Here is a 23,782-nt window from a genome sequence, read left to right as displayed (position 1 = left end):
AAGCCCGTGTACATCTCCAAAAAGAAGCAGTTTTACTCCATTTCCAAAAGGTTGCGCAAGTACCTGCGGTACTACGATCGTGAAACGGAGTTACCGGTGCATTATGAGGATCTGCTGCATTACGCCGATTCATTCCCTTACTATGATAAGCAAGGACATGATACGCTCTGGGAGTCGGTTATGTACGAGCAGCAGACACAGCAGGAATTGAACCGTGGGCTAACCATGATCTATGCCCTGCTGAAAACTGATGGCGATATGTCGGTGATGGAGCATCTTTACGTCTCTCGTATTGACTACTGCACCTTTGGTAATTCTAACCCTTTCCGGGTGCAGATCATGAACCAGCTTAACGACAACTACGATTACTTCTATGTGAAGAAAGCCGATGCTTCAAGAGTTTACGGCCTGGAGCTGGAGCATATACTATCCCCGAGCCGAATCAACTACCTGGTAGATGGAGACACACTTATTGAGGAGCATATTGCTGGTATACCGGGGGATGTTTTCATAAAAGATTATGTAAACAGGAAGATTGCTAACAAAGTGCGGATAGCAAAGGAGTTCGTGAAGTTTAATGAACGCTGCTTCGTGCGGCTTTTAGGCGATATGCGCTCTTATAACTATGTGGTGGATGTAACACCGGATTTTGAGGATGAGCAATACCGCGTGCGACCGATAGACTTTGACCAGCAGTCTTACGAGGGTAAAAAGACAATGTACCTTCCGCAGTTTTTTAAAGATAACAATGTAATTGTGGGACTGGTACTACAACTGCTGAAACCGGATGTAGTGAAGCAGTATCAAAATGAGGAGCGGACACTCATGTTCCGCCGCCTCAAGTCAGCTCGTTACCGCCTCAAAGATCTGATAGACTCGATGCGGCAGGATACTATTTCCACACCTGAAAAACTGGAGCAGCTTAAAAGTGAACTATCCGAGCACCATAATTCAAAGGAGTTCCTGAAGTGCAAGTCTATGGGCGACCTTGTGCGCCTCAACCTTAAAACTACACTCATAAAAGCACCTAAGGTAGCTGCGGGGAAAATCTAAAGCCTTTCCAGGTTTGTTCTGGTACGCTCGCTGTTTTCAAGATTTCCTGTGTTTACAGTACCTGCAGGCTCAAACATTAATACTTCAGCTTCTTCGGTGGCAACAGGTTTATGCTCCACACCTCGGGGTACTACCAGAAACTCTCCCGGGTTCAATACAATTACCTTGTCCCGCAGGTGCATTTCAAAGCTACCTTTCACCACAAGGAAAAACTCATCTTCATGCTCATGGTGGTGCCACTCAAAAGGGCCCTTAAACTTCGCCAGCTTTACCTGCTGCCCGTTCAGCTCCCCGGCTATGCGTGGATTCCAATAGTCAGGTATCTGATTAAACTTCTGTGCCAGGTTTACTTTTTCCATTGTGTTTGTTTTGAACTGATAAAGATCACTTGAATTTATTTGGACTGATTCTAAATAGTATGTACCTTTGTTACGTAACAATCAGCAGCTACAGCTAATTTAGCAGAGAAGATGCAAACATCCACCCAATTAAGCGAGATTTATACTTCAGAAGCAGGGGCCGTTTACCAATGCGACCGTCGCAACAGGCTTCTTGTTCAATTTTCTGGTGAGTTGGTTGAGTTAAAACTTGATACTTTTCTTCGCTTAAAGAAAGCGGTGGATAGCATTAACCTGGAGCAGATGGCTGTTAACCCACATCGCTCATCCGACTTCGAGATTATTTCTGTCTGTGGCTGCGACCGTTGTTTCGTACTAACACTGCCGGAGCTTCATGATTTTAAAGAACTGCTCAGTGAGGCAAGATTTATGATGGAACTGAACAGCATGTTGCATGAGTGTTTTAGTTCTCAACTTGCTTAAAATCGGGATTAGATAAGCAGAAAGCACAAGCACGGTAAAACACCGTGTTTTTTTATTTAGACTACTTCCATATTTCTGACGCTGTTGCTGTATTTATAACAAAAAGACTTAAAATAGGGTATCTATAAGGAGGCACTTTTTATAAGTGCGTCAGACAAAATCACTAACCAAACACCCTATCTATGAAAGATTTATTGAGATTAAGAACATCCCTTACTGAGGAAATAGAGAAGACACTAAACGACCAGATTAAAATGGAGGCTGAGGCATCAGCCATGTACCTGTCTATGTCGAGCTGGTGCGACCGTAACGGATTTGATTTTAGTGCAGGTTATTTTAAAAACCAGTCGGATGAAGAGCGGGAGCATATGCTGCGCCTGTTCAAATTTGTATCAGACATGGGCGGACGTGCTGTTTCTCCGGATATAACAAATATTCAGGTTGAGTTCGAATCGTTTAGAAGCGTTTTTGAGCAGGCACTACAGCAGGAAATTGCAGTAACTCAGTCTTTTAACCGTATTGCCGACAGATGCCAAAAGGCAAAGGACTATGTGACGTTCTCTTTTATCCAGTGGTTCCTGAAAGAGCAGATTGAGGAAGAGTACGTGGCCAGACGAGCGCTGGAATTATTTGAAGTGATAGGTGAGGAAGGTACCGGGCATTATGAAATTGACAAACGCGTACCTAAAATCACGTATGAAAAGAAGTATGAGTAAAAGCGCTAGTACAAAATAGAGCTATAAAGCCTTTGAAGAACATTCAAAGGCTTTTTTTATTACCTGTTATTTTCGGTACGGGCTTTTTGAATATGATCTTCGAAAGCTTCTTTGGCCTGTGCTTCTGTAACGTGGTGCATCCAGTAATTATCAGGCTGGAAACACATGACGGGAGCAAAGTCGCAGCGGTCGGTACATTCGGTCTTTACAACTTCTACCTGCCCCTTCAGGCCTTGCTCCTTTATCAGGGTACGAAGCGCTTTACCATTGTCTTTGCCGCCTTTCTTTTTGCACTTACTGCCAGTGCACACATAAATTACTTTTTCGGGTGTCTTAAATTCTTTGCTCATGTTAATGTGTACGGGAGATAATTAAGATTAGGGCCATTGCCTGAGAGGAGAGGTGTTGCATTTGGGACTTTAAAAAACTAAACCTTAGGGGTAGCTTCTTTACAAGAGTAAAGCCATTGCTTCGCATCCAGGCTGTTGCTGAAAATCTTCATGGTAAACTCACCTTTTATTCTGCTAAGCATATCTGCAGCAGAGGCGGCTGCGAAAGCTTCCTGATTTACGATATGAGCATAGAAACGTAGTCCTGCTTCCGATGCTTCGGGGATCCACTCTTCTTCTATCCAATCTACTGCCTGATCCCATGTTCCTACTAACTCCTGATTATCGTTCAGGCCGAACTGGGTCTTGAAATTCTTGAAAGCCTCCAGCACTGCAAGGGCACCTTGCTTCACGTTGTCTGGCGAAACATACCCTGTCCAGTTATTGTAAACCCAATTCTCCTGCTCATCAAAGTAGATGGTGAGAAAGGTTTTATTAGTAGACGATCTAAGTTCTTTAAATATCCTCATTTACCGCTTTCTGCTTCTTTAGCCAACCTGTAGAAACTATAGCGACTGACTAAGGAGCGTATTTTCAACATGAAACACTTAAATAACTAATACTAGTTCAGAACAGATTCAATACGTACCTGTTGGTTTTAAATTATAGTGCCTGCAAAAAGAGAATGAAGTATAATAAAATTTAGGCAGTAGTCTTAGTTAATATTGCTTAGCAAAGGTAACAATCTGTTTATTCTTTGCAGAGCATGTTTATGGTCTTCAGAGTGCTTTAAAGCTTGCTCTAAAAACCACCTGAAAAATTGTTTTCTATCCGAGCCCTTCCGTCATTTTATATTAAACCTTACTTCCTATATTTAGTCTACACTTTCAACTAATCTAACTTTATTCTCCGGACATGAACAAAACGAAAACCAGAGCGGCTAAGCGGGTGGCTTCCTCCTTGCTGTGCCTGCTGCTGTTAGGCGGTACCACGCCTGCTGTGCTGGCTCAAAATAGCCAGGATACGAACATCGGTTATCAGCGGCCTCCACAGGCAATGGCCTCTATCATTGAGGCACCTTCCACGCCTTCTGTCAGTATCAGTTCAAAGGGCGACTGGATGATTTTTCTGGAAAGGTCAGGCTATCCAGGCATAGAGGAGGTTTCGGCACCAGAAAGCCGTATTGCAGGTTTGCGTATCAACCCGGCTACAAATGGCCAGAGCCGTAGCAGTTTCTTCAATGGCTTAAAGTTGAAGCAGGTAAACGGGGGGCAGGAGTTTGAAATAAAAGGATTGCCGCAGAATGCACAGATCTCTTATGTTACCTGGTCTCCTGATGAGAAAAGTATTGCGTTTACGAATACCAAAGCTAATGGTATTGAGCTCTGGACAGCCGACCTTGCTACCAGGCAGGCGAAAAAGTTAACGGAAGCAGTAGTGAACGATGCTTACAGCGGCCGTCCATTTAACTGGATGTCAGACAGCAAGACTTTATTGGTAAAGTTTGTTGACGAGAAGCGCGGCGAAATGCCAAAGCCGACCCATGTACCTGCCGGACCAAATGTGCAGCAGAATATCGGCAAAGCAAGGCCATCACGTACTTACCAGGACTTGCTGAAGAATCGTTACGATGCAGACCTGTTTGATTATTACATGGCTACTCAGCTAAAGCTGGTAACGTTGGATGGGAAGCAGCAGGCTATCGGACAGGCTGGGGTGATCAAAAGTGTTGATGTTTCGCCGGATGGGCAGTACTTGCTAGTGGAAACCATTCAAAGACCTTACTCTTACCTGGTACCTTCTTACTACTTCCCGTACAATGTGGAGGTATGGAACCGCGAAGGCAAAGTAGTAAAAGAACTGGCAAAGCTTCCGCTTGCCGAAGACATCCCGATTGCCTTTGACGCAGTGGCAAAGGGACCAAGGGGCTACAACTGGCGTCCTGATAAACCAGCTAGCTTATACTGGGCCGAAGCACAGGATGGCGGTGATGCAAACAAGGAAGTTGCCGTGCGTGATCATGTGTTTACTTTAGATGCTCCATTTTCAGGAAAGCCTACTCATATAGCTTCTACAAAATACCGCTACAGAGGTGTACAGTGGGGGCAAAATAACATGGCTATTGTAAATGAACGCTGGTGGAAAACCAGGATGGAACGCAGCACGCTAATCAACCCTGCAGCGCCATCTAAAGCCAATGTTGTGCTAGTTGAGCGCTCTTATGAAGATGGTTATACTGATCCGGGATCACCTGTATACACTAAGAACCAGTATGGCAGAAGTGTATTGCTTACTGATAAAAAAGGGCAGAACATCTACATGATTTCTGAAGGCGGCTCACCGGAGGGTAACAGACCATTTTTAAGTGAGCTTAACCTGAAGAACAAAAAGGCTACCATACTTTGGAGATCAGAGGCGCCATACTATGAGCGCCCGGTGGATATTATTGATCTGAACAGCAAGAAGATCATAACCAGGAGAGAATCAGAGAACGATCCGCCAAACTATTTTGTGCGCGACCTGAGCAAGAAAAAGCTGACGCAGGTAACCACTTTTCCGCACCCAACGCCACAACTGGAGGGCGTTCAAAAAGAAATGCTTCAGTACGAGCGTGCAGATGGTGTTAAGCTGACAGCCATTTTATACCTGCCAAAAGACTACAAGAAAGGCGATAAGCCACTGCCAATGCTGATGTGGGCTTACCCACGTGAGTTTAAGGATGCTGCTGCTGCCGGTCAGGTAAAAAGTTCTCCTTATGAGTTTACACGTATCAGCTCTGGCTCTCCATTGTTCTGGGTAACGCAAGGCTATGCTGTGCTAGACAGAACAGATATGCCAATCGTGGGTGAAGGAGATGCACAGCCAAATGACACCTACGTGGAGCAGTTGGTAGCAAGTGCCAAAGCAGCTATAGATAAGGTAGTAGACATGGGTGTTGCTGATCCAAAGCGTATAGCAGTAGGTGGCCATTCTTACGGCGCGTTCATGACGGCTAACCTGCTGGCACATTCTGATCTGTTTGCTGCCGGTATTGCCCGAAGCGGTGCCTACAACCGTACCTTAACACCGTTCGGTTTTCAGCAGGAAGAGCGTACATACTGGGAGGCTCCCGAAGTATATTTCGAGATGTCGCCCTTTTCTTACGCGCATAAAGTGAAGACGCCAATTCTACTTATACACGGAGAAGCAGATAATAACTCCGGTACATTCCCAATACAGTCAGAGCGTTTCTACAATGCCCTGAAAGGACATGGAGCTACTACCCGTTTAGTGTTCCTTCCGGCTGAGTCGCATGGCTACAGTGCGAAAGAATCTATCCTGCATATGTTGTGGGAAATGAACCAGTGGCTGGATACTTATGTAAAGAACCGCCCTGTGCAGTAAAAGCAAATAAGTGATTTTACAGAATCCCCGGCTAAGCAAATAGCCGGGGATTCTTTTTTATACTGCTGCCACTTTTCATAAGTTTAACGTATGCAAAGTTTACCAGAGATAGTCTCAACGCAACAAGAACAGCTCTTCCAGTTTGACTATAAGCATCATCATTCCTACTTATAATGAAGCGGCCGTGATAGGCAAGCTTGTGAGATACCTGTTATTGCGTACCAGTGACGGTACTGAAATTATTGTAGCTGATGGAGGAAGCGAGGATGGAACTCCTGCTATAGCAAGGGAGGCAGGAGCCAGCACCATGCTGTGCAAACAAAAGGGGAGAGGACCACAGATGAACGAGGGTGCTGCTGCTGCAAGCGGAGACATTCTGTATTTCTTACATGCAGACACTTTTCCTCCCGATCAGTTTGAGACTCACATTCAGCAGGCAATAGAAAGAGGGCAGGGGAGTGGCTGCTTCAGGTTAAAGTTTGATGAACCGCACTGGTTTCTGAAGGTAAATGCCTGGTTTACCAGGTTTAATGTGGATGCTATCCGGTTTGGTGATCAGAGCTTATTTGTAAAAAGAGACTTGTTTGAGCAGGCAGGAGGATTTGATAAAAATCTGCTTTTGCTCGAAGACCAGGAGATCATTCACCGTCTCAGAAGTAAAACTTCCTTTACCGTGTTACCTTTATCAGTGACGACATCCGCCCGTAAATATAAAGAGGTAGGGGTGTATAAGCTGCAGGCAGGATATTTTTTGATCTATGGCTTGTACAGGTTAGGAGTATCTCAGAAGCGATTAGCTAAAATCTACAGGCTTCTGCTCACTTAGCCACATACGAGCTTCTGCTGTGTTATCAAAACTCTTATTTATGCAAGTGCCTGTTCCCATGGAAATTTCCTCTACTGTATCTACTGCCAGCTTCGTAAAAATACCTTTAGGGGCGACCACGGCTGCGTATAAGAACTGGTTCTCTGTTTTCTTAGCAATCTGCGGAATGATAAACTGCCCAACCCACCGCTGATCTTCCGGTGCAACAATGGCCATCTCTTGAGTTTCCACCAGAATTTTAGAGGCGGCTACCTTATCGAAGGCCTCCAATAGTTTATAATGTAATTCCCGGAACTCATCAGAACTGCCTTTACGCTTGTAGGTAAGTAACACAGCTTGCAAAGCAGCATCGAATTGTATGCTATAATAATCCGTTTCGAAAAGTAAAGTAAGCGTTTCCCGAGCAACCAGCATTCTTCTTTCTTAGTATAAGATTAGGTTATACCACCTGTAAAACTACGGAAAATTATCCAATGGTATAGCAACAGTTAACAGTAGGCATAGTACCTGTTGCTGAACGTTTGAAATAATATTTTAAAATCCGGATCATAAACTAAAAGCAAAACTTTATGAAAAGAACATACCTGATACCTTATACAGCCGTGTTGGCAGGTTTGGTAATTACTGGTTGCAGTTCTTCTACTACAAATGACAGCAACACTGCCACAGCCGAGACTGTTGAAGCTAACACAAATATGAACATGGGGCGTGGCCTTGACCTGGCAAACCTGGACACCACTGTAAACCCCTGCCAGGACTTCTATGAGTATGCAAACGGAGGCTGGGTAAAAAATAATCCTATTCCGGCATCTGAAAGCCGCTGGGGAGCATTCAATGAGTTAGCCGAGAAGAATAATGCTGTGCTGCGAAACTTGCTTAATGAGGCATCCTCTAACACTACTGCAGCAAAAGGAAATGCCACGCAGTTAATAGGTGATTTCTATGCGGCAGGGATGGACTCTGTTGCAGCAAATAAAGCAGGTATAACACCTATCAAACCTGAACTGGACAAAATCTCTTCTGCCAAAAACACAGAAGACCTGTTTCGTACAGTGGCAGACCTGAAATCAAAGGGAGTAAGCGGCTTCTTCAGTATGTATGTTTCGCAGGATGATAAGATAAGTACACAGTATGCACTACAAGCAGGGCAGGGAGGCTTAGGTCTTCCGGATAGAGATTATTACTTGAAGGATGATGAGCGTTCTACCAAGATTCGACAGGAGTACATGACGCACTTGCAGAACATGTTCAGGTTGCTGGGAGAGGACCCTGCAGCAGCTCAAAAGAAAGCAAAGATGGTAATGGACATCGAAACAAAGCTTGCCAAAGCCTCCAAAGCCCGTGTTGACCTTCGTGACCCCTATGCGAATTACAACAAGATGACGATTCAGGAATTTACAAAGCAGAACCCAAATCTGAAGGTAAGCCAATTGCTGTCAGGTATGGGAGCGCAGGCGGCCAAGGAGATCATTGTAGGGCAGCCGGCGTTTTTCAAGGAGCTGAACAGTATGTTGAAGAATGTCCCGCTGGAAGATTGGAAAACATACACGAAGTGGCACCTGGCACGAACAATGGCTCCTTATCTGAGTCAGGATTTTGTGCAGGAGAACTTCAATTTCTACGGCAAAGTACTGACTGGCGCTAAAGAGATGCAGCCTCGCTGGAAGCGTGTGCTACGATCCACAGATGCTGCTTTGGGAGAGGCGCTTGGTCAGCTTTATGTTCAGAAAACGTTCTCGCCTGAGGCAAAGGAAAAAGCCATTACTATGGTTAATAACCTACAAGAGGCATTTAAAGAGCACGTGCGCGATCTTGATTGGATGAGTGAAGATACAAAGCAGCGGGCACTGCAGAAATTAGAATCTTTTGCTGTAAAGATTGGGTATCCGGATAAGTGGGAGGACTATCAGGGGCTTGACATCAGCAGGGACTCTTATGCCGCCAATGTGATGCGTGCAAGCCAGTTTGCTTTTAAAGACAACATAGGTAAAATAGGTAAGCCTGTTGACCGTGAGGAGTGGTTTATGTCGCCTCCAACTGTTAACGCTTACTATAACCCATCCATGAATGAAATCGTGTTTCCGGCCGGTATTCTTCAACCTCCGTTCTTCGATCCTGAGGCAGACGATGCGGTGAATTATGGCGGTATGGGAGCTGTAATAGGACATGAATTAACACATGGCTTTGATGACCAGGGAGCGAAGTATGACTTTGAGGGTAACCTGAAGGACTGGTGGACGAAAGCTGACCTGGAGCAGTTTAATGCACGCGCCAATGCTGTGGCAGATCAGTATGACCAGTATACAGTATTGGATAACCTGCATGTTAATGGCCGTCTTACTTTGGGTGAGAACATTGCTGATATCGGCGGTTTAAATATAGCCTACACAGCATTACAGAAGGCTTTGGAGAAGAATGACCCTGGTAAGATCGCTGGTTTAACACCAGAGCAGCGTTTCTTCCTGGCATGGGCCCAGATCTGGCGCGTGAATGCCCGTGATGAGTACCTGAACCGTCAGATTCTTACTGACCCGCACTCCCCAGGCCGCTTCCGTACAAATGGCCCGGTTTCTAACATGCCGGAGTTTTATAAGGCGTTTGGCTGCGAAAAAGAAGATCCGATGTTCAAAGCAGAGGATAACCGGATTAAAATCTGGTAACTGAAATCAGATTTAAAGCAAAAGGGGCTGCAGTTTTCTGCCGCCCCTTTTCCTTTAAGTTAGTGCATCTTTACTCTTTCACCATCTTTATCTTATGCGGAACGATCTCTGTTGGCCAATTCCCTGATCCCACCGATTCCTGGCCAATCTTTTCTACCACATCCATTCCTTCTATCACCTCGCCAAACACAGTGTATTCTGTGTCAAGCCCAGGCTCTCCGCCTATGGTCTTGTAGGCCTCCATCTGCTCTGGAGTATATTGTATGTTATGCTCCGCTTCATATGCTCTTAATTCTGCATCAGTTAAGGGTTCACCTAAAACGATGTAAAAGTTATGAGAGGAAGACTCTTTATCCGGATTTCTTTCATCGCCGTAGCGTGCCATGGCCAGAGCACCTTTCTTATGTACATACTTCGGGTTAGTTTCCTGTGGTATTTTGTAAGCACCCTGGCTCATTTCCCGATTATCTGAATCACCTCCCTGTATAGCAAAGCCCTTCACTACTCTGTAAAACTCTCCCTGGTCGTAGAAGCCTGCTTTTGTCAGTCTCACAAAATTCGCCCGGTGTAAAGGAGTGTCTTTGTACAGACGAACCTTTATATCGCCATGGCGGGTGCTTATCACAGCTATGCTGTCCGGATGTTCCTTTTCATAAGCAGTTAATACCTCTACTGCTGTTTCTGTTGTAAGAGGCTCCAGTTCCGTCTCTGCCTCAGTTACCTCTTTGCTTGTATCTCCAGTTTCTGAGTCCGGCTGGTTGCAGGATGAGAATGGAAGTATAAAGGTGGCAACTAGTAAAGCGCGGGTGATAGAAGTAAGAAAGGTTTTCTTTTTCATATTTATCTGTTTTGCTTACACACTAATCTACTAAAAATTCTCAACTATCTACTGCAGTTTGATTAGTTTGGTTTATAAGTATAATAAAATGTAATAAAATAAGAATGTTAATTATGTTGTATCTAAATATTAGAATACATACGTAGAGGTTTTTAACGCGTAACATTAGCTGCATATTCCTCTTTGGTTAAGGCTTGTTTGGGAGTTAAGGAGAAAAGGTCGGAGACACAAGCTATGTGAGTTAGATGTTATAACACAAGATAAAATAGGATTTGGCTGAGAGGCAGGAATCAATGTTTTATGGAAAAAACAAATATTTATTTTGTGTATATAATATATTATCAATACTTTAGGATTGACGTCACTCAAATACATAGTACATTTTTAAATTCTAACACCTTAAACAAGTATGAAAAACCCATTACATTTCCGCGGCGCACTGCGCTCTGTTCTATTCGGAACAGCTATGGCTACAGCAGCATGTACCTTCACCGCCTGTGACCAGGACAGTGCAGATGCGTTGAGCCCACAACAGGAGATTGAAGCAAGTCAGAACGGAGCATTTATTGATGGTAAGTACATCGTTGTATTTAACCCGAATGAGACACTTCGTATGGATGCCAACGCTACATATGAGCAACGTGTAGACGCTATGCGTAAAGCTGGTCGCGATATTTTTGAGTCCAATGGTATCAAAAATGCAGTTATCGAGCAGGCTTATGGCAAAGCGATAAGTGGCGTGGCTGCTAGATTAACAGCAAGCGAAGTAGAAGTTCTGCGCAACGATCCAAGAGTTGCTTATATTGAGCAGGATAGAATCATGATGCTTGCCAAGCCTGGTTCAGGTGGCGGCGGTACTGTCGGACAGGAGACTCCTTGGGGTATCACTCGTGTTGGCGGAGCACTAAGCGGAGCAGGTAAAACTGCTTGGGTAATCGATACTGGTATAGACCTGGATCACGCAGATCTGAACGTTGATGTTGCAAGAAGTATATCTGTGTTCACTTCTGGTCGTGATGCTGGTACAGCTGACGACATGAATGGCCACGGTAGCCACGTAGCAGGTACTATTGCTGCTTTAAACAACACTATAGGTGTAGTAGGTGTGGCACATGGCGCTACAGTGGTAGCTGTTAAAGTGCTGGATGCGCGTGGTAGCGGTTCTTATTCTGGTGTAATTCAGGGTGTAGATTATGTGGCTGCTAACGGTAAGTCCGGCGACGTAGCTAACATGAGCTTAGGCGGACCAACTTCTCAGGCGCTTGATGATGCTGTGAAGGCAGCTTCTGCAAATGTTAAATTTGCTCTTGCCGCTGGTAACGACGGTGATGATTCTAATAACCATTCTCCGGCGCGTGTTAACGGACCGAATATTTATACAATTTCAGCTACTGATGTGAATGACAGAATGGCCAGCTGGTCTAACTGGGGTAACCCTCCTGTTGATTATGCTGCGCCAGGTGTTAGTATCAAGTCAACTTGGAAAGATGGTGGATATAACACAATAAGTGGTACTTCCATGGCAACACCGCACGTTGCAGGCCTGTTGCTGTTAGGTAACATAACTACTAATGGCTATGCAGTAGGTGATCCTGATGGAAATCCAGATCCAATCGCACATAACTAACTCAGCTTAAAGTTTAAAGAAAGGTGAATATAGGGGGCAGCCAACGGTTGCTCCCTTTTTCGTTTTCAAAAAATTTTCCTCATTATATAGTCATTCATCCAATAAGGTCCGATAGGGATATCCTCCTGTTGATACACATAATAGCCGCATCGCTTATAAAAATCTTTTGCTTTGTTGTAGCGGTTCACGTTGAGGTCCAGCATATGAGCACCCTGTGCTTTTACCTCTTCCTCAACAGCGCCTAACAATAGCTTTCCGTAGCCTTTCCCCTGGCATGCTGGTAGCAGGTATATTTTATTCAGTTTAAAGATGTGCTCATCCTGATCCTTAACAGAAAAGGAAGCAAAGCCCACAGGCTTGTCCTGCTCGTAAAGCAGCAGGAAAGTTTGTCCTGCCTGCATTTGCTTTTGCAGGGCCTCCTCCTTATAGATTACATCAAACATGTAGTCTATTTGCTCTTTAGAAAGTATACTGCTGTAAGTCGGCTCCCATGTTTCCTCGGCAAGTATTTTTATTACCGGTATGTCTGGGGTAGTGGCTTTGCGTATGTTAATGTTCTTAGTCATTTTCCGTTCTTGCTGCAATATGTGCAAGATAAAATTGCAGGGTGTAATTCCCAATCAGAATTAAATGGAGAACCGGTATTTCACAATTATGCTGTACGTATATGGCTCTGTTTGTTACCTTGCATTGTTTCTGATAATTTAAAACTTCGACTGAAAGTAAGTTGAGCAATAGAAGTATGGAAAGTGATATAGCCATAATCGGAGGAGGCATCTGTGGACTGTCAACTGCTTACATTTTAATAGGGCAGGGATATAAGGTCAAAGTGTTTGCTACGTCCTTTCCGCCTGAAACAACGTCGAATAAAGCTGCAGCCTTTTGGTTTCCTTATCATATAAAAAGTGATGAAAGATGTATCTCCTGGAGCAGGACAAGCTATGAGAAATATCTTGCTTTTATGGCTGATCCAACAAGTGGCGTTAGTATGCACCAGTTGCTGAAGGTTACAAAGAAAGAAAGTAAAGCAGCAGGTATGATCTGGCAAAATTTTTTGCCGGAAGGTTCTTATAAGTTAATTGAAAAGAAGGAGCTAAAGCAGGGGTTCAAGACAGGTTTTGTTGTAAACGTACCTTTAGTTGAAGCACAGTTGTTTCTGCCGTGGCTCATGGACAATCTAAAGCAAAACGGAGTAAACTTTGTTAAGCGTGAAATAAGAGACTTAAAGGAGCTGTCTAACCAGTACAGATGGGTTGTAAATTGCAGTGGCCTTGGATCACGAGAACTATGTAAGGATGAAACTCTTTACCCGGTGAGGGGGCAGATAGCTACAACGGTGCCGCATCAGGGGCTGCCAATTTTCCTGTATGAAGAGCAGCCATTTTATATTGTTCCCAGGAAAGACGCAACTCTTATTGGGGGTACTTATGAAGAAGGTGTTTGGGACACTACACCAGAGGCAGAAACAGTAGCTAAACTCTATAAACAGGCTGTAAGCCTTTACCCTGAGCTTGCTGAGTTTCCTGTAAATAATTGTTGGGCTGGGCTAAGACCTTTTCGCCCGGAAATTAGAGTAGAAAGGGAGCCGGGGAAAAATATCATCCATAATTATGGACATGGAGGCAGCGGTTTTACATTAGCATGGGGTTGTGCAGAAGATGTACTAAAAATGATGGGGGCTAATATGACCTGAGCAAACCTTAGTAGGCGTGAAGGTAGTATGAATAGGAATTGATGTAAGAGAAAGCATGCATAGAGTATCAGAATATTAACTTTGTACTAAGCAATAAAAAGCAAAAACTATGAGAGCAATTTATCTGGAGGCAATTGGAGAGCCTTTTAAGTTAATAGATAAAGAAAAACCAAAAGCTGGTCCGGGAGAGGCCATTGTGCGGGTAAAAGCTGCAGCTCTTAATCACCGTGATGTATGGATACAGCATGGCCGTTACTTTACAAAAGATTACCCCACCATACTTGGTTCAGATTGTGCCGGGGTTGTAGCAGAACTAGGTGATGGAGTGGATGAAACCTGGTTGGGACAAGAGGTAATCGTTGACCCCTCCTCTGATTGGGGAGATAACCCAGGAGCGCAGTCATTACAGTTTAAAGTATTAGGAATGCCGGAGGATGGGGCTTTTGCAGAATACGTGAAAGTTAGGGCAGAAAACCTGCACCTGAAACCTGGGCACTTGAGCTTTGAAGAGGCTGCTGCCTTACCATTGGGAGGTGTTACAGCTTATCGTGCGATGTTTACAAAATGCAACCTGGAAGAAGGGGACCGGGTGCTCATTACAGGTATAGGAGGAGGTGTGGCGCTATTTGCCCTGCAGTTTGCCGCTGCTGTGGGAGCTGAAGTGTGGGTTACTTCGGGTTCTGACGAGAAGATTGGTTTGGCCCAGGATTTAGGTGCAAAAGGAGGGGTAAATTACAAAAATGCTAACTGGGGCAAAGAACTTAAGGCGCAGACAAAAGGCTTTGATGTGATTATAGATAGTGCCGCGGGAGAGGGGTTTGTGCAGTTAGTTAAGCTGGCAAAGCCTGGAGGTCGCATAGGAATATATGGTGGCACGACTGGTATGATAGGTCAGCTGAATCCGGCTGAGCTGTTCTGGAAGCAACTTTCCATACATGGTAGCACCATGGGAACTGCAGAGGATTTTACGCAGATGGTAAAGCTTGTGGATGAGAAAGAAATAAAACCGGTAGTGGATATTGTATATCCGCTGGAGAAAACAGAAGAAGCCATGCGTTACATGGAGGCCGGGAAGCAGTTTGGGAAGATTGTAGTGAAGGTAGGGGAGTAGCGTTAGAGATTATATTAAAAGAACAGGCCACTGCTAAGCTTAGCAGTGGCCTGTTCTTTTGTAGCTGCGCTTTACTGTTGGCCCTGATTCAGCAGGTTAAGCAGGAAAGCATATTGCAAGGCTGTTTCTTTGTATCGTTCAAATCTACCGGAGGCGCCACCATGTCCTGCTTCCATGTTTGTGTGAAGCAGCAACAGGTTGTCATCTGTTTTCATTTCGCGCAGTTTGGCTACCCACTTGGCAGGCTCCCAGTACTGTACCTGTGAATCATGCAAACCCGTGGTAACAAGCATGTTAGGATACTCTTGTTCTTTTACGTTGTCGTAAGGTGAGTAAGATAGCATGTAGTCGTAGGCATCTTTTTCAGCAGGATTTCCCCACTCATCAAACTCGCCGGTGGTAAGTGGTATGCTAGTGTCAAGCATAGTAGTTACCACGTCTACAAAAGGAACAGCAGCTATTACCCCCTGGTAAAGCTCCGGACGCATGTTCACAACAGCACCCATCAGCAAACCACCTGCACTGCCGCCCATAGCGAAAAGTTTATCAGGGTTCGTATAGCCCTGTTCTATCAGGTACTCTGAAGCATCAATGAAGTCTGTGAAGGTATTTTTCTTTTTCATCATCTTACCTTCTTCGTACCATTTTCTGCCCATTTCCTGCCCGCCACGGATGTGAGCAATGGCGTAAACAAAACCACGGTCAAGCAAGCTTAAGCGCACGGAGCTGAAGCCTGGGTTCGTGCTGTAGCCATAGGAACCATAGGCATACTGCAGGGTTGGATTGCTTCCGTCTAACTTAATTCCTTTCTTATATACCAATGAGATCGGAATCTTAGTGCCATCATCTGCAGTAGCATAGATACGTTTGGCTTCATAATTCTCTGGATTGAAATCTCCTACAACTTCTTCACGTTTCTTCAACTCCTGCTGCTTTGTTTCCATGTTGTAATCATACACAGAATTTGGCGTAGTGAGGGAGCTGTACTGATAGCGCAATGTTTTACTGTCAAAATCAGGGTTTGTGCTGATATAGGCGGTGTAAGCTTCCTCTCCGAAGTCAATGTAGTAATCTGTTTTCGGATCATTCCACTTTTTGATCCTGATCTGGGTCAGTCCGTTTTTGCGCTCCTGCAGTGCGAGATAATCTTTAAAGATCTCGATACCCTCCAGAAGCACATCCTCACGGTGCGGTATAACCTCTTTCCAGTTAGCTTTGCCCGGCTTGCTTACCGGTGTCTGCATCAGCTTGAAATTAGTAGCGCCATCTTTATTCGTAACAATATAGAACTTGTCGCCAAAATGGTCTACGCTATATTCCAGGCCACGCTCTCGCGGCTGAATAACCTTAAAATTACCATTAGGGTTGTTTGCATCCAGGAAGCGGTACTCGTTGGAAAGGGTGGAGCTTGATCCGATGATGATGTACTTGTCAGACTTTGTTTTATACACAAACGTGCTGAAGGTCTCATCTGCCTCATGGTATATCTCCTTGTCTTGGGAAGACGGAGTACCTAGCGTATGCTTAAAAATTTTGTACGAGCGCAGGGCAGGATCTTTTACAGTATAATAAACTGTTTTATTGTCATTCGCCCAAACGGCAGCACCTGTCGTGTTAGGTATTCTGTCTTTCAGCATCTCACCTGTGCTGAGGTCTTTGAACCGGATGGTATATTTTCTGCGGCTCACAGTATCTTCGCCAAAAGCCAGGAGTTTGTTGTTGGGGCTAACATTCATGCCTGCCGCAGAATAATAGTTAAGGCCTTCTGCACGCTCATTAGCATTTACCATTACCTCTTCAGGTGCTGATAAAGTACCTTTTTTACGGGCATAAATCGGATACTCTTTACCTTCTTCGTAACGGGTATGATACCAATATCCATCATCTTTGAAAGGCACCGACTCATCTTTCTGCTTTATACGACCCACTATCTCCTGGTACAGCTCTTTCTGTAGATCCTCAGTGTTGGACATTACCTTTTTGGTATAGTCGTTTTCAGCATTGAGGTAAGCAATTACTTCCGGGTCTTCCCGTTGGTTCAGCCAATAGTAGTTGTCAACGCGGGTTTCGCCGTGAGTGGTTAGCTCTTTCGGAGCCTTTTTGGCAACCGGGGGCTGTGGTATCTCCGGGGCTGGCACTCCTGTCGTGGCAGTAGCTGTTGCCTGTTCGGCAGTGGCAGCGCCATTATCAGTCGTTTTGCTGGAAGAGCAGCCTGTAGAGAGCAAAAGTGGCATCCCCATCATTAAGATGGCGTAGCTAACCAGTTTAGGTCTTTTTTCCATTTTGTTTTGTTTGTTGTTAAACATGAGGCCCTGCAAGCATAACACAGGAATCTGTTATAGCTAAGGTAAAATAATATTGAGAGAAATTTTATAAGAAAAAGTTATGCATGCAGCGCATTATTTTTTACCTTAATGCATTAACCTTATCTAATCACAAATTATGGCTACGCAAGAACAGTTTGAAAGTGCTGTAGAAAGATCAAAAACTTTATCAGATCGACCGTCGAACGACGTATTATTAAAGCTTTACGCTTTGTATAAGCAGGCCACAGAAGGAGATGTGAATACTGATCGCCCGGGCGGCTTCGATTTTAAAAATATTGCCAAATGGGATGCCTGGAAGAAACAGGAGGGAAAAAGCCAGGAGCAGGCAAGGGAAGAGTATGTGCAGTTTGTAGATAGTTTAACCTCTTAGCACTTACTTTTCAGCTATTTACAAAGCTTCTCTAGACTGTAGGGAAGCTTTTTTTATGTGTAAATTGGCAAATAAACCGCTATTGCAGCGCCGTTAGACGAGGCACGTTTGCACTTGCAGAACGCCGGAGAAACTTTCCCTTTTTCATTATCCGAAGATTTTAACGATTTAGTCAGCACAGACCCCGGTGGCACGTTTGGTCCGGATGATTTCCTGAAGTTTAACCGTGCTCTTGCTGCCCGGGTAGCTGTTTACCGGGAAAACTTTGGGGCTGCTCTGGAGGCATTGGAGGGCTCTTTTCTGGAGCTGAATAAGAATTTTGATAAAGGGGTGTACTATACTTTCAGCAATGCCTCCGGAGATATTCTTAACCCGCTTTTCATTGCCCGCAATGCAACAGGGGAGGTACGTTTAGCTCATCCAGGCTTTGTAAGCGATGCGACCCCTGGCGATGATCGTTTATCTAAGGTGGCATTACGCGAGTCGCCAGCAACACAAAGCGGCTTAACCAGTCAGTACGACGTGGCACTTTATGAATCTAACACAAATCCTGTTCCAATCATCAGAAATGAGGAGTTGATCCTGATTTATGCGGAAGCCAAAATACAGACAGGCGCTTTACAGGACGCTGTGGATGCCTTGAACCTTAAGCGCACCGGGCATGGCTTACAACCTTATTCAGGCCCGGTAACTAAAGATGCTCTGATTGATGAGATGCTTCGGCAGCGCCGTTACTCGTTGTACTTTGAGGGCCACCGTTGGATAGACATGCGCCGATACAACAGGTTGGATCAGCTTCCTATAGACCGTCCGGGGGATGATGTGTGGGTGAGTTTCCCGATACCTTTCAACGAAAACGTTTAAAGAACTATAAAATAAAAGAGGGGCCTCGAGGCCCCTCTTTTATTTTGACTTCCAGCGATACCCACAGTCGTAGCAGCTATATTTCCTGCTCAGAAATGGTAAAGGGAAACCAAGTAGCAGATAGCTTAGAGAAAATATTGTTTTGTTATACTTTTCTTCTGCTATGTTATCAGAGCCGCAGTTAGGGCATCTGACTGCCTCCTGATGCTCCTGCATAGGAGGAGCCAATTCGATGCTATCGTAATCAAATATTGTGTTGCCTTCCTGAATGCGGGTAAGTATGGCTTTTGCTTCCATCACATCGCCTTCTGTGACTTTTAGCTTTACACCTCCCACCGCAACAGAATAGAAAGGCTGCACTCCTACAATATTCTCATCTCCTAAAAAGCAGAGAATTCCCTCAGCCTCTAATCGCCCTTTAATAATGTGGGCTTCTGTGGCGTCGTTGAATGCAGCTATCGTTACCAGGCGTTCCGCCATATTGTACAATTATTTTTTAGGAGGAAGATCAAAAGCCTCCGCTTCGTGCTCAAAGTGCCCTTTATGGGAACCATCACAAAAAGGCTTGTTTTTAGAAAGACCACAACGGCAGATCGAAACAAGTTCTCTGCCACCCAAGCCATATACATTCCCGTTTTTATCAACGATTTCAAACTCTCCTTCTACACGTAAGGATCCGTTGTTATTTACAGTAAGCCTTGTTTTTGCCATTTTCAGAATTGTTAGGTTTAAACAAATATACTGAAATTAAAACACAGATGTACCAAACAAAACAGGCACCGGAAATCCGGTGCCTGTTTTGTTTGGTACATCTGTGTTTAGTTGCTATACACATAAGTAAAGGTTTCGCGGGTGCCATCTGGTTTTGTAACTGTCTGGCTCACCGGATATCCATTGTCATCATATTTATAGCTGTAAGTATACTTATACGTCTTATTGCTGCCATGTACCAGAGTAGAAGATGCCAATAAGTTATTTGGGCTGCTGGTTGTGCCTGGTTCAGCAAACTCGAAGAAAGGATTGTGGCTGGCGTCATACGAGTAGGTTGTGGTAGAGAAAAGTTTTGCCTTTCCTTTATCATCTACAACGTGCTGCTTCTCCTGTGTATAATTACCATTTGGTAAAGCCTCATACGTAGTGAAGGACTTGGCGATGCCTGCTGCGTCAGCAGACTCTGTGCCTTCATACACAGTCTTCTTCTTTAGCTTTTTGTCGGTGGTATACTCATACTTGCTGTAAGAACTATACTCTGTTTTTCCGCCATTAAAGTAAGAAGTGGTGGTAGTGGTTAGCATTCCTTTATCATTGTAGATATAGGCTTGCTCAGATAGAACTGCATGGTTTGCACCTGCATGAGTGGTGGCTTTGATCAATTTGCCTTTTGCATCGTAGATAAACTTTTCAAAGCTCTCTACTTTGCTTGTGGTTGTGTTGTAGTGGTTTACCTGGCTTACCTGCTTCCCAGCAAAATCGTAAGAGGTTACCTCCGAAGAGTCGGCCATGATTCGAGAGAGGGTACCTTGCTCAAACTCTGGCTCCAGAGTTTCCTGCTCGCTTTTATCACAAGAGCTAAAGGCTACCACACCAAACATAAGCATGGCAGGTAAAAATTTGTTTTTCAATTTCATTTGGCTAAAAGTTGAAAAAGTTGAAAAAATAACCCTTCAGCCACCTGCTGCTGCCGAGTTGATGTGAAAACGGAGATGAGGCAAGAATAATTGCACTTTGCTAAATAAAATTAAATAATATTTTTTCTAGGTGTGAACTTTGATAGGAATAAGTGGTATGTAATAGTTTGAATATTAATTACTTGTGTGTGTAAATGAGAGCTGTTTTAGAAGTGAAAAAAGTGCGAAATATTTATAATATAGGATAAAATATATTTTACATTATTGCTCCTGTTAATTAAGACTCGCACTTTTAGCAATATTAAGTAGCTCATCGCCTGCATCAATATCGTGGCGAAGGTGCTCTTTAAAGTTAATTTCAACTCGGAAAGCTTTCAGGCCCTGCACGCCCTGCATCTCTTCCAGTTCCAGCCTCTCAATCTGCTTATTAACATATCCCTCTGATTGTAGAAATTCAATATAACGAAGGTATTCATCTGCTTCTTTTTGCTGCGTGTATACAATGGCAATTTTGCCAGGTTGAGTAAGGCGTTCCTCGGTGCCCCTTACAGTAGCTTTCTCTATTCGCTTCTTTATTATCTCATACCGGATGTTATTAGCACCCTCTACATCAAATTTCTTTTCATCCAGCCTGAAACGGATGGAGATCGAATCACTGTGCACAAGTATGAGCTGGGTAATCTCCAGGGGTAGTTTCAGGTTTGCCCGGAGTTTCTGAATACGGCGTGCAATCTCGCAGGTGAGCATTAGCTGCCACAGACGCATGTTTTTCAGGTAAATTGGTTGAAAATCACCGTTGTTGAGTAGTGAAGAACCGATATAGATATTGTACTCAAGCCCATCCGTTTTATATTTTTCAAAATAGTGCGGGAATATCTCCTGCGCCTTCTCCTCTTCACGGTCAAGAAACGAAGAGATAGTCTCGTTGATTATAAACAGGCTCTCTTCATAAGCCTTACGTTTATTGTAAACAACTTTATAAGGGTTGTTAATCGCAGTCTCGTAAGCTTGTATAGCCTGAGAAGCAGCAGGGTTGTTTTTAGAGAAATGATGGAACAGAGGTTCTACTTCTGTGCGTAGAAAGTTCAGGATCAGTCCTTCATCATCTGATGCAAGCTCATGGACAATACTCTGCGAGAACTTATCCATCTTAAATATAAGTTCATCCAGTATAGGCAGTGGCAGGTTGTCTTTAACAGCAAGTATAACTTCTTTGGCTAGCACCAACTGCTCCAGCAGATCTCCCTGTATGGCTTTGTTGCGTTCTGTGGCAGAACCGCGAATGTCAGAAACACCATACAGCGGATAAATGTCACGGAATACAATTGGCTCTATTTCCGGAGTGTTATTTCGCTCCATTCTCTCCAGCAGGTTGATGGCTGCCTGCGTGAAGCGCCACTCTACAATAGGGTGGATGGCGGTATATTTCTCCTTAATTACGTTCTGTATACTGCTCCGCAATTCGTCCAGGCTTCGGTTCATGGCCAGGGCAAAGAGTGGGAGAATCTCCTTCAGTTTGATAGTTGAAAGCGCATTAAGCTCACCCGGAATAGGCGAAGCAAGCTCCATAAGTCCTATAATCTTGTTTTCATATTCCAGTGGAGCAATTATCAGGTTCCTGATACCAGCTTCTAAAAGTTGTTCTTCTATCTTAGTAGGATTCGGAAACACATGCAGATCCTCTACGATGATGGTATGTCCCTTTTTAATTACTGGTTCATAAATAGAGCCCTTCAAATCTGACAGGCTCAGATTTGTATTGTGAGTCAGGATTAGGCCATTCCAGATTTTGCGGGCGTAGGTCGTGTCGAACTCTCGCATAGAGGGGCAAGAGGAAAAGCCCAGCTTGATACCAGGCAGTCCAAACAAAATACGAAGCTTTTGCTGCAGGCTTTCAAATCCTTCATCAGTCGATACTGAATCCCGGTTCAGTAGTTCAAATCTGAGAGATGATATTGTTTCTTCGTTGGTTACATCTGTAAACTCGTAGATGGCAAAACCTGTGAATTCAAAGTTTTCCGGGGGCAGTTTTCTCATCCAGAGGTCCAGGTTGTTGTACCGGTTTATCAGGTAGTTTATTTCCTGCGCTTTCAGCTGCTTAATTTCCCCTTTGGCCTTCACCTGCATGAATTTCAGGTCGATGATGAGCTTGTAATGCCGCTCCAGGTTGGTGAACTTATCCTTTATAGTAAATATGAAGGGTTCATCCACATAAAAATTAGCATTATAAAACTTATCCAGTATGATGGTATAAGCGGATAATATCAGCCTGAAAAGGAGCGTTTTTTTGTCCAGGTTCAGTTTCTCAGAATAGTTGTCACCACCTAAAAGCTTGAGTTCTTCTAACCGGGGAGTGGCATAGAAGCTTTCAAAATGGAAGGGTACTACAACAGCCTTCAAGTCATTCTCCCACAACGCTCCGGGGAAAATATCCTCCATTAAAATATCTATGGTTTCGACATGCTCATCTATTATTGAAACGTCATGTATGGCGCCAATTAACTCAGGGCTCTCGCGTAGCAGCTCCGCAAGTTGCCGGACCCGCTCCACATTACAGCTTGGGTCCGTCTTTAACTTATCTTCCCAGTAGGCAATAAGTGGCGACAGACTTAGCGCGGTTTTGAACGGGAATTCATCTACGCTAAGGATTATTTCATCATTGTTGGTTAAAGAAACGACAGTCTCATGAAAGCTGCCTTTGTGGTTTTTACTCATGATTTTTGGAGCTTTATAAGCTAAGGTGCTAAGCGGCTTTTTTCTCTTATGCCTATAAACGTGAGTTTCCTCTAAAAGATAACAAGGATTAGATTAAGATAGTTTTAACAATTTGATTACATGCTGTTTATATTTTGGCTGATTTGCACTTTCTTTTTCTATTAGTTCCTCAATATCTTTGTGGCACAATATTTATTGGTTTTACCGTTGTAAAGCAACCTAATTTAAAGTTCTATGAATGTAAAAAGACTTAGTAAGTGGATACTGTTGATGGTGCTGTCGGGTGTAGCGCTTGGGGCACATGCACAGTCGCAAACAAAGTCGCAGGTAGACCAGAGCCTGGCAGAATTCCGGGTGTGGATGAAGAAAAAATCTAGCCAGGCAGATAGCACCCTTCGAAAGGAATGGCCGACTGTAAAGCAGGAGTATAAAGAGCTTACTCATTCGCTTGATCAAAATACAAGAAGCATGACAGAAAGCTCCCGCAGTGAGTATGCTGAGATGAAGCAACGGTATAAAGAATGGGAGGAGCGTAATGAAATTCGCAAAGCTGTAGATCTGGAGGGAAAAGAGTTGGAGCGCTGGGAGCGTACCATGACAGGAACCATACATATAGGCAGAATAAAACCTGCCAATTTACGTGATGCTTTTATACGGGCAGTTGACTACACCCGGGCAGAGAGGCGCAACTGGAGTTTGCGTGACTGGGATTATGCAGAATTTGTGTTAGGAGAATTGTACACACGCAAAACCGAGGTACTGGATAAGCTGAGTAATGGTGATAAGATAAAGATTGCAGCTCTACAAGTTGAATTTGCCA

Annotated in this window: 23 protein-coding genes; 12 read left to right on the top strand and 11 right to left on the bottom strand. The window is 44.1% G+C overall.

All coding sequences use genetic code 11. The features are described 5' to 3' along the window. Positions 1–6: 6 nt before the first annotated feature. A complete protein-coding gene (locus tag ACFSRY_RS11260) occupies positions 7–1,053 on the top strand; it encodes a hypothetical protein (protein ID WP_377507069.1) in 1,047 nt (348 codons plus the stop codon). Here ACFSRY_RS11260 and ACFSRY_RS11255 read toward each other — a convergent pair. Further along, a complete protein-coding gene (locus ACFSRY_RS11255; protein WP_377507066.1) occupies positions 1,050–1,412 on the bottom strand; it encodes a cupin domain-containing protein in 363 nt (120 codons plus the stop codon). The two genes, ACFSRY_RS11260 and ACFSRY_RS11255, sit on opposite strands and share 4 nt — an antisense overlap. Before the next feature lie 111 nt (positions 1,413–1,523). Here ACFSRY_RS11255 and ACFSRY_RS11250 point away from each other — a divergent pair, with 111 nt between their 5' ends. Next, the gene (locus ACFSRY_RS11250) at positions 1,524–1,874 is read left to right on the top strand and encodes a hypothetical protein (protein WP_377507063.1); all 351 of its coding nucleotides are present in this window, start codon (positions 1,524–1,526) and stop codon (positions 1,872–1,874) included. A 182-nt stretch (positions 1,875–2,056) separates the two neighbouring features. Continuing rightward, on the top strand, positions 2,057–2,590 hold the full coding sequence (locus ACFSRY_RS11245; protein WP_377507059.1) for a ferritin: 534 nt from the start codon (positions 2,057–2,059) through the stop codon (positions 2,588–2,590). A gap of 59 nt (positions 2,591–2,649) precedes the next feature. On the opposite strand, the gene ACFSRY_RS11240 is transcribed toward ACFSRY_RS11245, so the two are convergent. Continuing rightward, on the bottom strand, positions 2,650–2,940 hold the full coding sequence (locus ACFSRY_RS11240) for a (2Fe-2S) ferredoxin domain-containing protein (protein WP_377507056.1): 291 nt from the start codon (positions 2,938–2,940) through the stop codon (positions 2,650–2,652). Between the two features lie 77 nt (positions 2,941–3,017). Beyond that, positions 3,018–3,449 carry a hypothetical protein gene (locus ACFSRY_RS11235; protein ID WP_377507053.1) on the bottom strand — a complete coding sequence of 144 codons (432 nt, stop codon included), beginning with the start codon at positions 3,447–3,449 and terminating at the stop codon, positions 3,018–3,020. Positions 3,450–3,834: 385 nt separating this feature from the next. On the opposite strand from ACFSRY_RS11235, the gene ACFSRY_RS11230 reads away from it, so the two are divergent. Beyond that, positions 3,835–6,303, top strand: a complete 2,469-nt coding sequence (locus ACFSRY_RS11230) for a S9 family peptidase (protein ID WP_377507050.1) — start codon at positions 3,835–3,837, stop codon at positions 6,301–6,303. A gap of 142 nt (positions 6,304–6,445) precedes the next feature. Further along, positions 6,446–7,129, top strand: a complete 684-nt coding sequence (locus tag ACFSRY_RS11225) for a TIGR04283 family arsenosugar biosynthesis glycosyltransferase (RefSeq protein ID WP_377507047.1) — start codon at positions 6,446–6,448, stop codon at positions 7,127–7,129. Here ACFSRY_RS11225 and ACFSRY_RS11220 read toward each other — a convergent pair. Continuing rightward, positions 7,097–7,543, bottom strand: coding sequence for a hypothetical protein (locus ACFSRY_RS11220; RefSeq protein ID WP_377507044.1), 447 nt, complete (start codon positions 7,541–7,543; stop codon positions 7,097–7,099). The genes ACFSRY_RS11225 and ACFSRY_RS11220 overlap by 33 nt on opposite strands. A gap of 155 nt (positions 7,544–7,698) precedes the next feature. Here ACFSRY_RS11220 and ACFSRY_RS11215 point away from each other — a divergent pair, with 155 nt between their 5' ends. Further along, complete coding sequence (locus tag ACFSRY_RS11215; RefSeq protein WP_377507040.1) at positions 7,699–9,789, top strand: M13 family metallopeptidase; 2,091 nt, start codon at positions 7,699–7,701, stop codon at positions 9,787–9,789. A gap of 70 nt (positions 9,790–9,859) precedes the next feature. On the opposite strand, the gene ACFSRY_RS11210 is transcribed toward ACFSRY_RS11215, so the two are convergent. Further along, the gene (locus ACFSRY_RS11210; RefSeq protein WP_377507037.1) at positions 9,860–10,627 is read right to left on the bottom strand and encodes a peptidylprolyl isomerase; all 768 of its coding nucleotides are present in this window, start codon (positions 10,625–10,627) and stop codon (positions 9,860–9,862) included. Between the two features lie 409 nt (positions 10,628–11,036). Here ACFSRY_RS11210 and ACFSRY_RS11205 point away from each other — a divergent pair, with 409 nt between their 5' ends. After that, positions 11,037–12,254 (top strand): S8 family peptidase, encoded by a 1,218-nt coding sequence (locus ACFSRY_RS11205; protein WP_377507034.1) that lies wholly within the window; start codon positions 11,037–11,039, stop codon positions 12,252–12,254. A 65-nt stretch (positions 12,255–12,319) separates the two neighbouring features. Here the strand turns inward: ACFSRY_RS11205 and ACFSRY_RS11200 are convergent, their stop codons facing one another. Then, positions 12,320–12,820, bottom strand: a complete 501-nt coding sequence (locus ACFSRY_RS11200) for a GNAT family N-acetyltransferase (RefSeq protein ID WP_377507031.1) — start codon at positions 12,818–12,820, stop codon at positions 12,320–12,322. A 176-nt stretch (positions 12,821–12,996) separates the two neighbouring features. On the opposite strand from ACFSRY_RS11200, the gene ACFSRY_RS11195 reads away from it, so the two are divergent. Both ACFSRY_RS11195 and ACFSRY_RS11190 read left to right on the top strand, forming a co-directional pair. Further along, a complete protein-coding gene (locus ACFSRY_RS11195) occupies positions 12,997–13,947 on the top strand; it encodes an FAD-dependent oxidoreductase (RefSeq protein ID WP_377507028.1) in 951 nt (316 codons plus the stop codon). Between the two features lie 109 nt (positions 13,948–14,056). Beyond that, positions 14,057–15,058: a zinc-binding dehydrogenase gene (locus ACFSRY_RS11190; RefSeq protein WP_377507025.1), complete on the top strand. Its 1,002-nt coding sequence runs from the start codon at positions 14,057–14,059 to the stop codon at positions 15,056–15,058. A gap of 71 nt (positions 15,059–15,129) precedes the next feature. On the opposite strand, the gene ACFSRY_RS11185 is transcribed toward ACFSRY_RS11190, so the two are convergent. Further along, complete coding sequence (locus ACFSRY_RS11185) at positions 15,130–17,340, bottom strand: S9 family peptidase (RefSeq protein ID WP_377507022.1); 2,211 nt, start codon at positions 17,338–17,340, stop codon at positions 15,130–15,132. Positions 17,341–17,500: 160 nt separating this feature from the next. Between ACFSRY_RS11185 and ACFSRY_RS11180 the strand changes: the two genes are divergently transcribed. Continuing rightward, positions 17,501–17,755, top strand: a complete 255-nt coding sequence (locus ACFSRY_RS11180; RefSeq protein WP_377507019.1) for an acyl-CoA-binding protein — start codon at positions 17,501–17,503, stop codon at positions 17,753–17,755. A 108-nt stretch (positions 17,756–17,863) separates the two neighbouring features. Continuing rightward, positions 17,864–18,619, top strand: coding sequence for a RagB/SusD family nutrient uptake outer membrane protein (locus ACFSRY_RS11175; RefSeq protein WP_377507016.1), 756 nt, complete (start codon positions 17,864–17,866; stop codon positions 18,617–18,619). Positions 18,620–18,658: 39 nt separating this feature from the next. Here the strand turns inward: ACFSRY_RS11175 and ACFSRY_RS11170 are convergent, their stop codons facing one another. From ACFSRY_RS11170 to ACFSRY_RS11155, 4 genes are all read right to left on the bottom strand, one after another. Beyond that, positions 18,659–19,099, bottom strand: coding sequence for a putative signal transducing protein (locus tag ACFSRY_RS11170; protein WP_377507013.1), 441 nt, complete (start codon positions 19,097–19,099; stop codon positions 18,659–18,661). 9 nt (positions 19,100–19,108) lie between these two features. Next, the gene (locus ACFSRY_RS11165) at positions 19,109–19,330 is read right to left on the bottom strand and encodes a CDGSH iron-sulfur domain-containing protein (RefSeq protein WP_299824300.1); all 222 of its coding nucleotides are present in this window, start codon (positions 19,328–19,330) and stop codon (positions 19,109–19,111) included. A 107-nt stretch (positions 19,331–19,437) separates the two neighbouring features. Continuing rightward, positions 19,438–20,247: a hypothetical protein gene (locus ACFSRY_RS11160; RefSeq protein WP_377507010.1), complete on the bottom strand. Its 810-nt coding sequence runs from the start codon at positions 20,245–20,247 to the stop codon at positions 19,438–19,440. Positions 20,248–20,520: 273 nt separating this feature from the next. Beyond that, complete coding sequence (locus tag ACFSRY_RS11155; protein ID WP_377507007.1) at positions 20,521–22,962, bottom strand: GAF domain-containing protein; 2,442 nt, start codon at positions 22,960–22,962, stop codon at positions 20,521–20,523. 234 nt (positions 22,963–23,196) lie between these two features. Between ACFSRY_RS11155 and ACFSRY_RS11150 the strand changes: the two genes are divergently transcribed. Then, positions 23,197–23,782 (top strand): hypothetical protein (locus ACFSRY_RS11150; protein WP_377507004.1); only part of this gene is annotated, 586 nt, incomplete at its 3' end.

This window comes from Pontibacter locisalis (assembly GCF_042684605.1).
Classification (GTDB): Bacteria; Bacteroidota; Bacteroidia; order Cytophagales; family Hymenobacteraceae; genus Pontibacter; species Pontibacter locisalis.
Note: the sequence above shows the minus strand (reverse complement) of the source record. Positions and strands in the feature narration are given on the sequence as shown.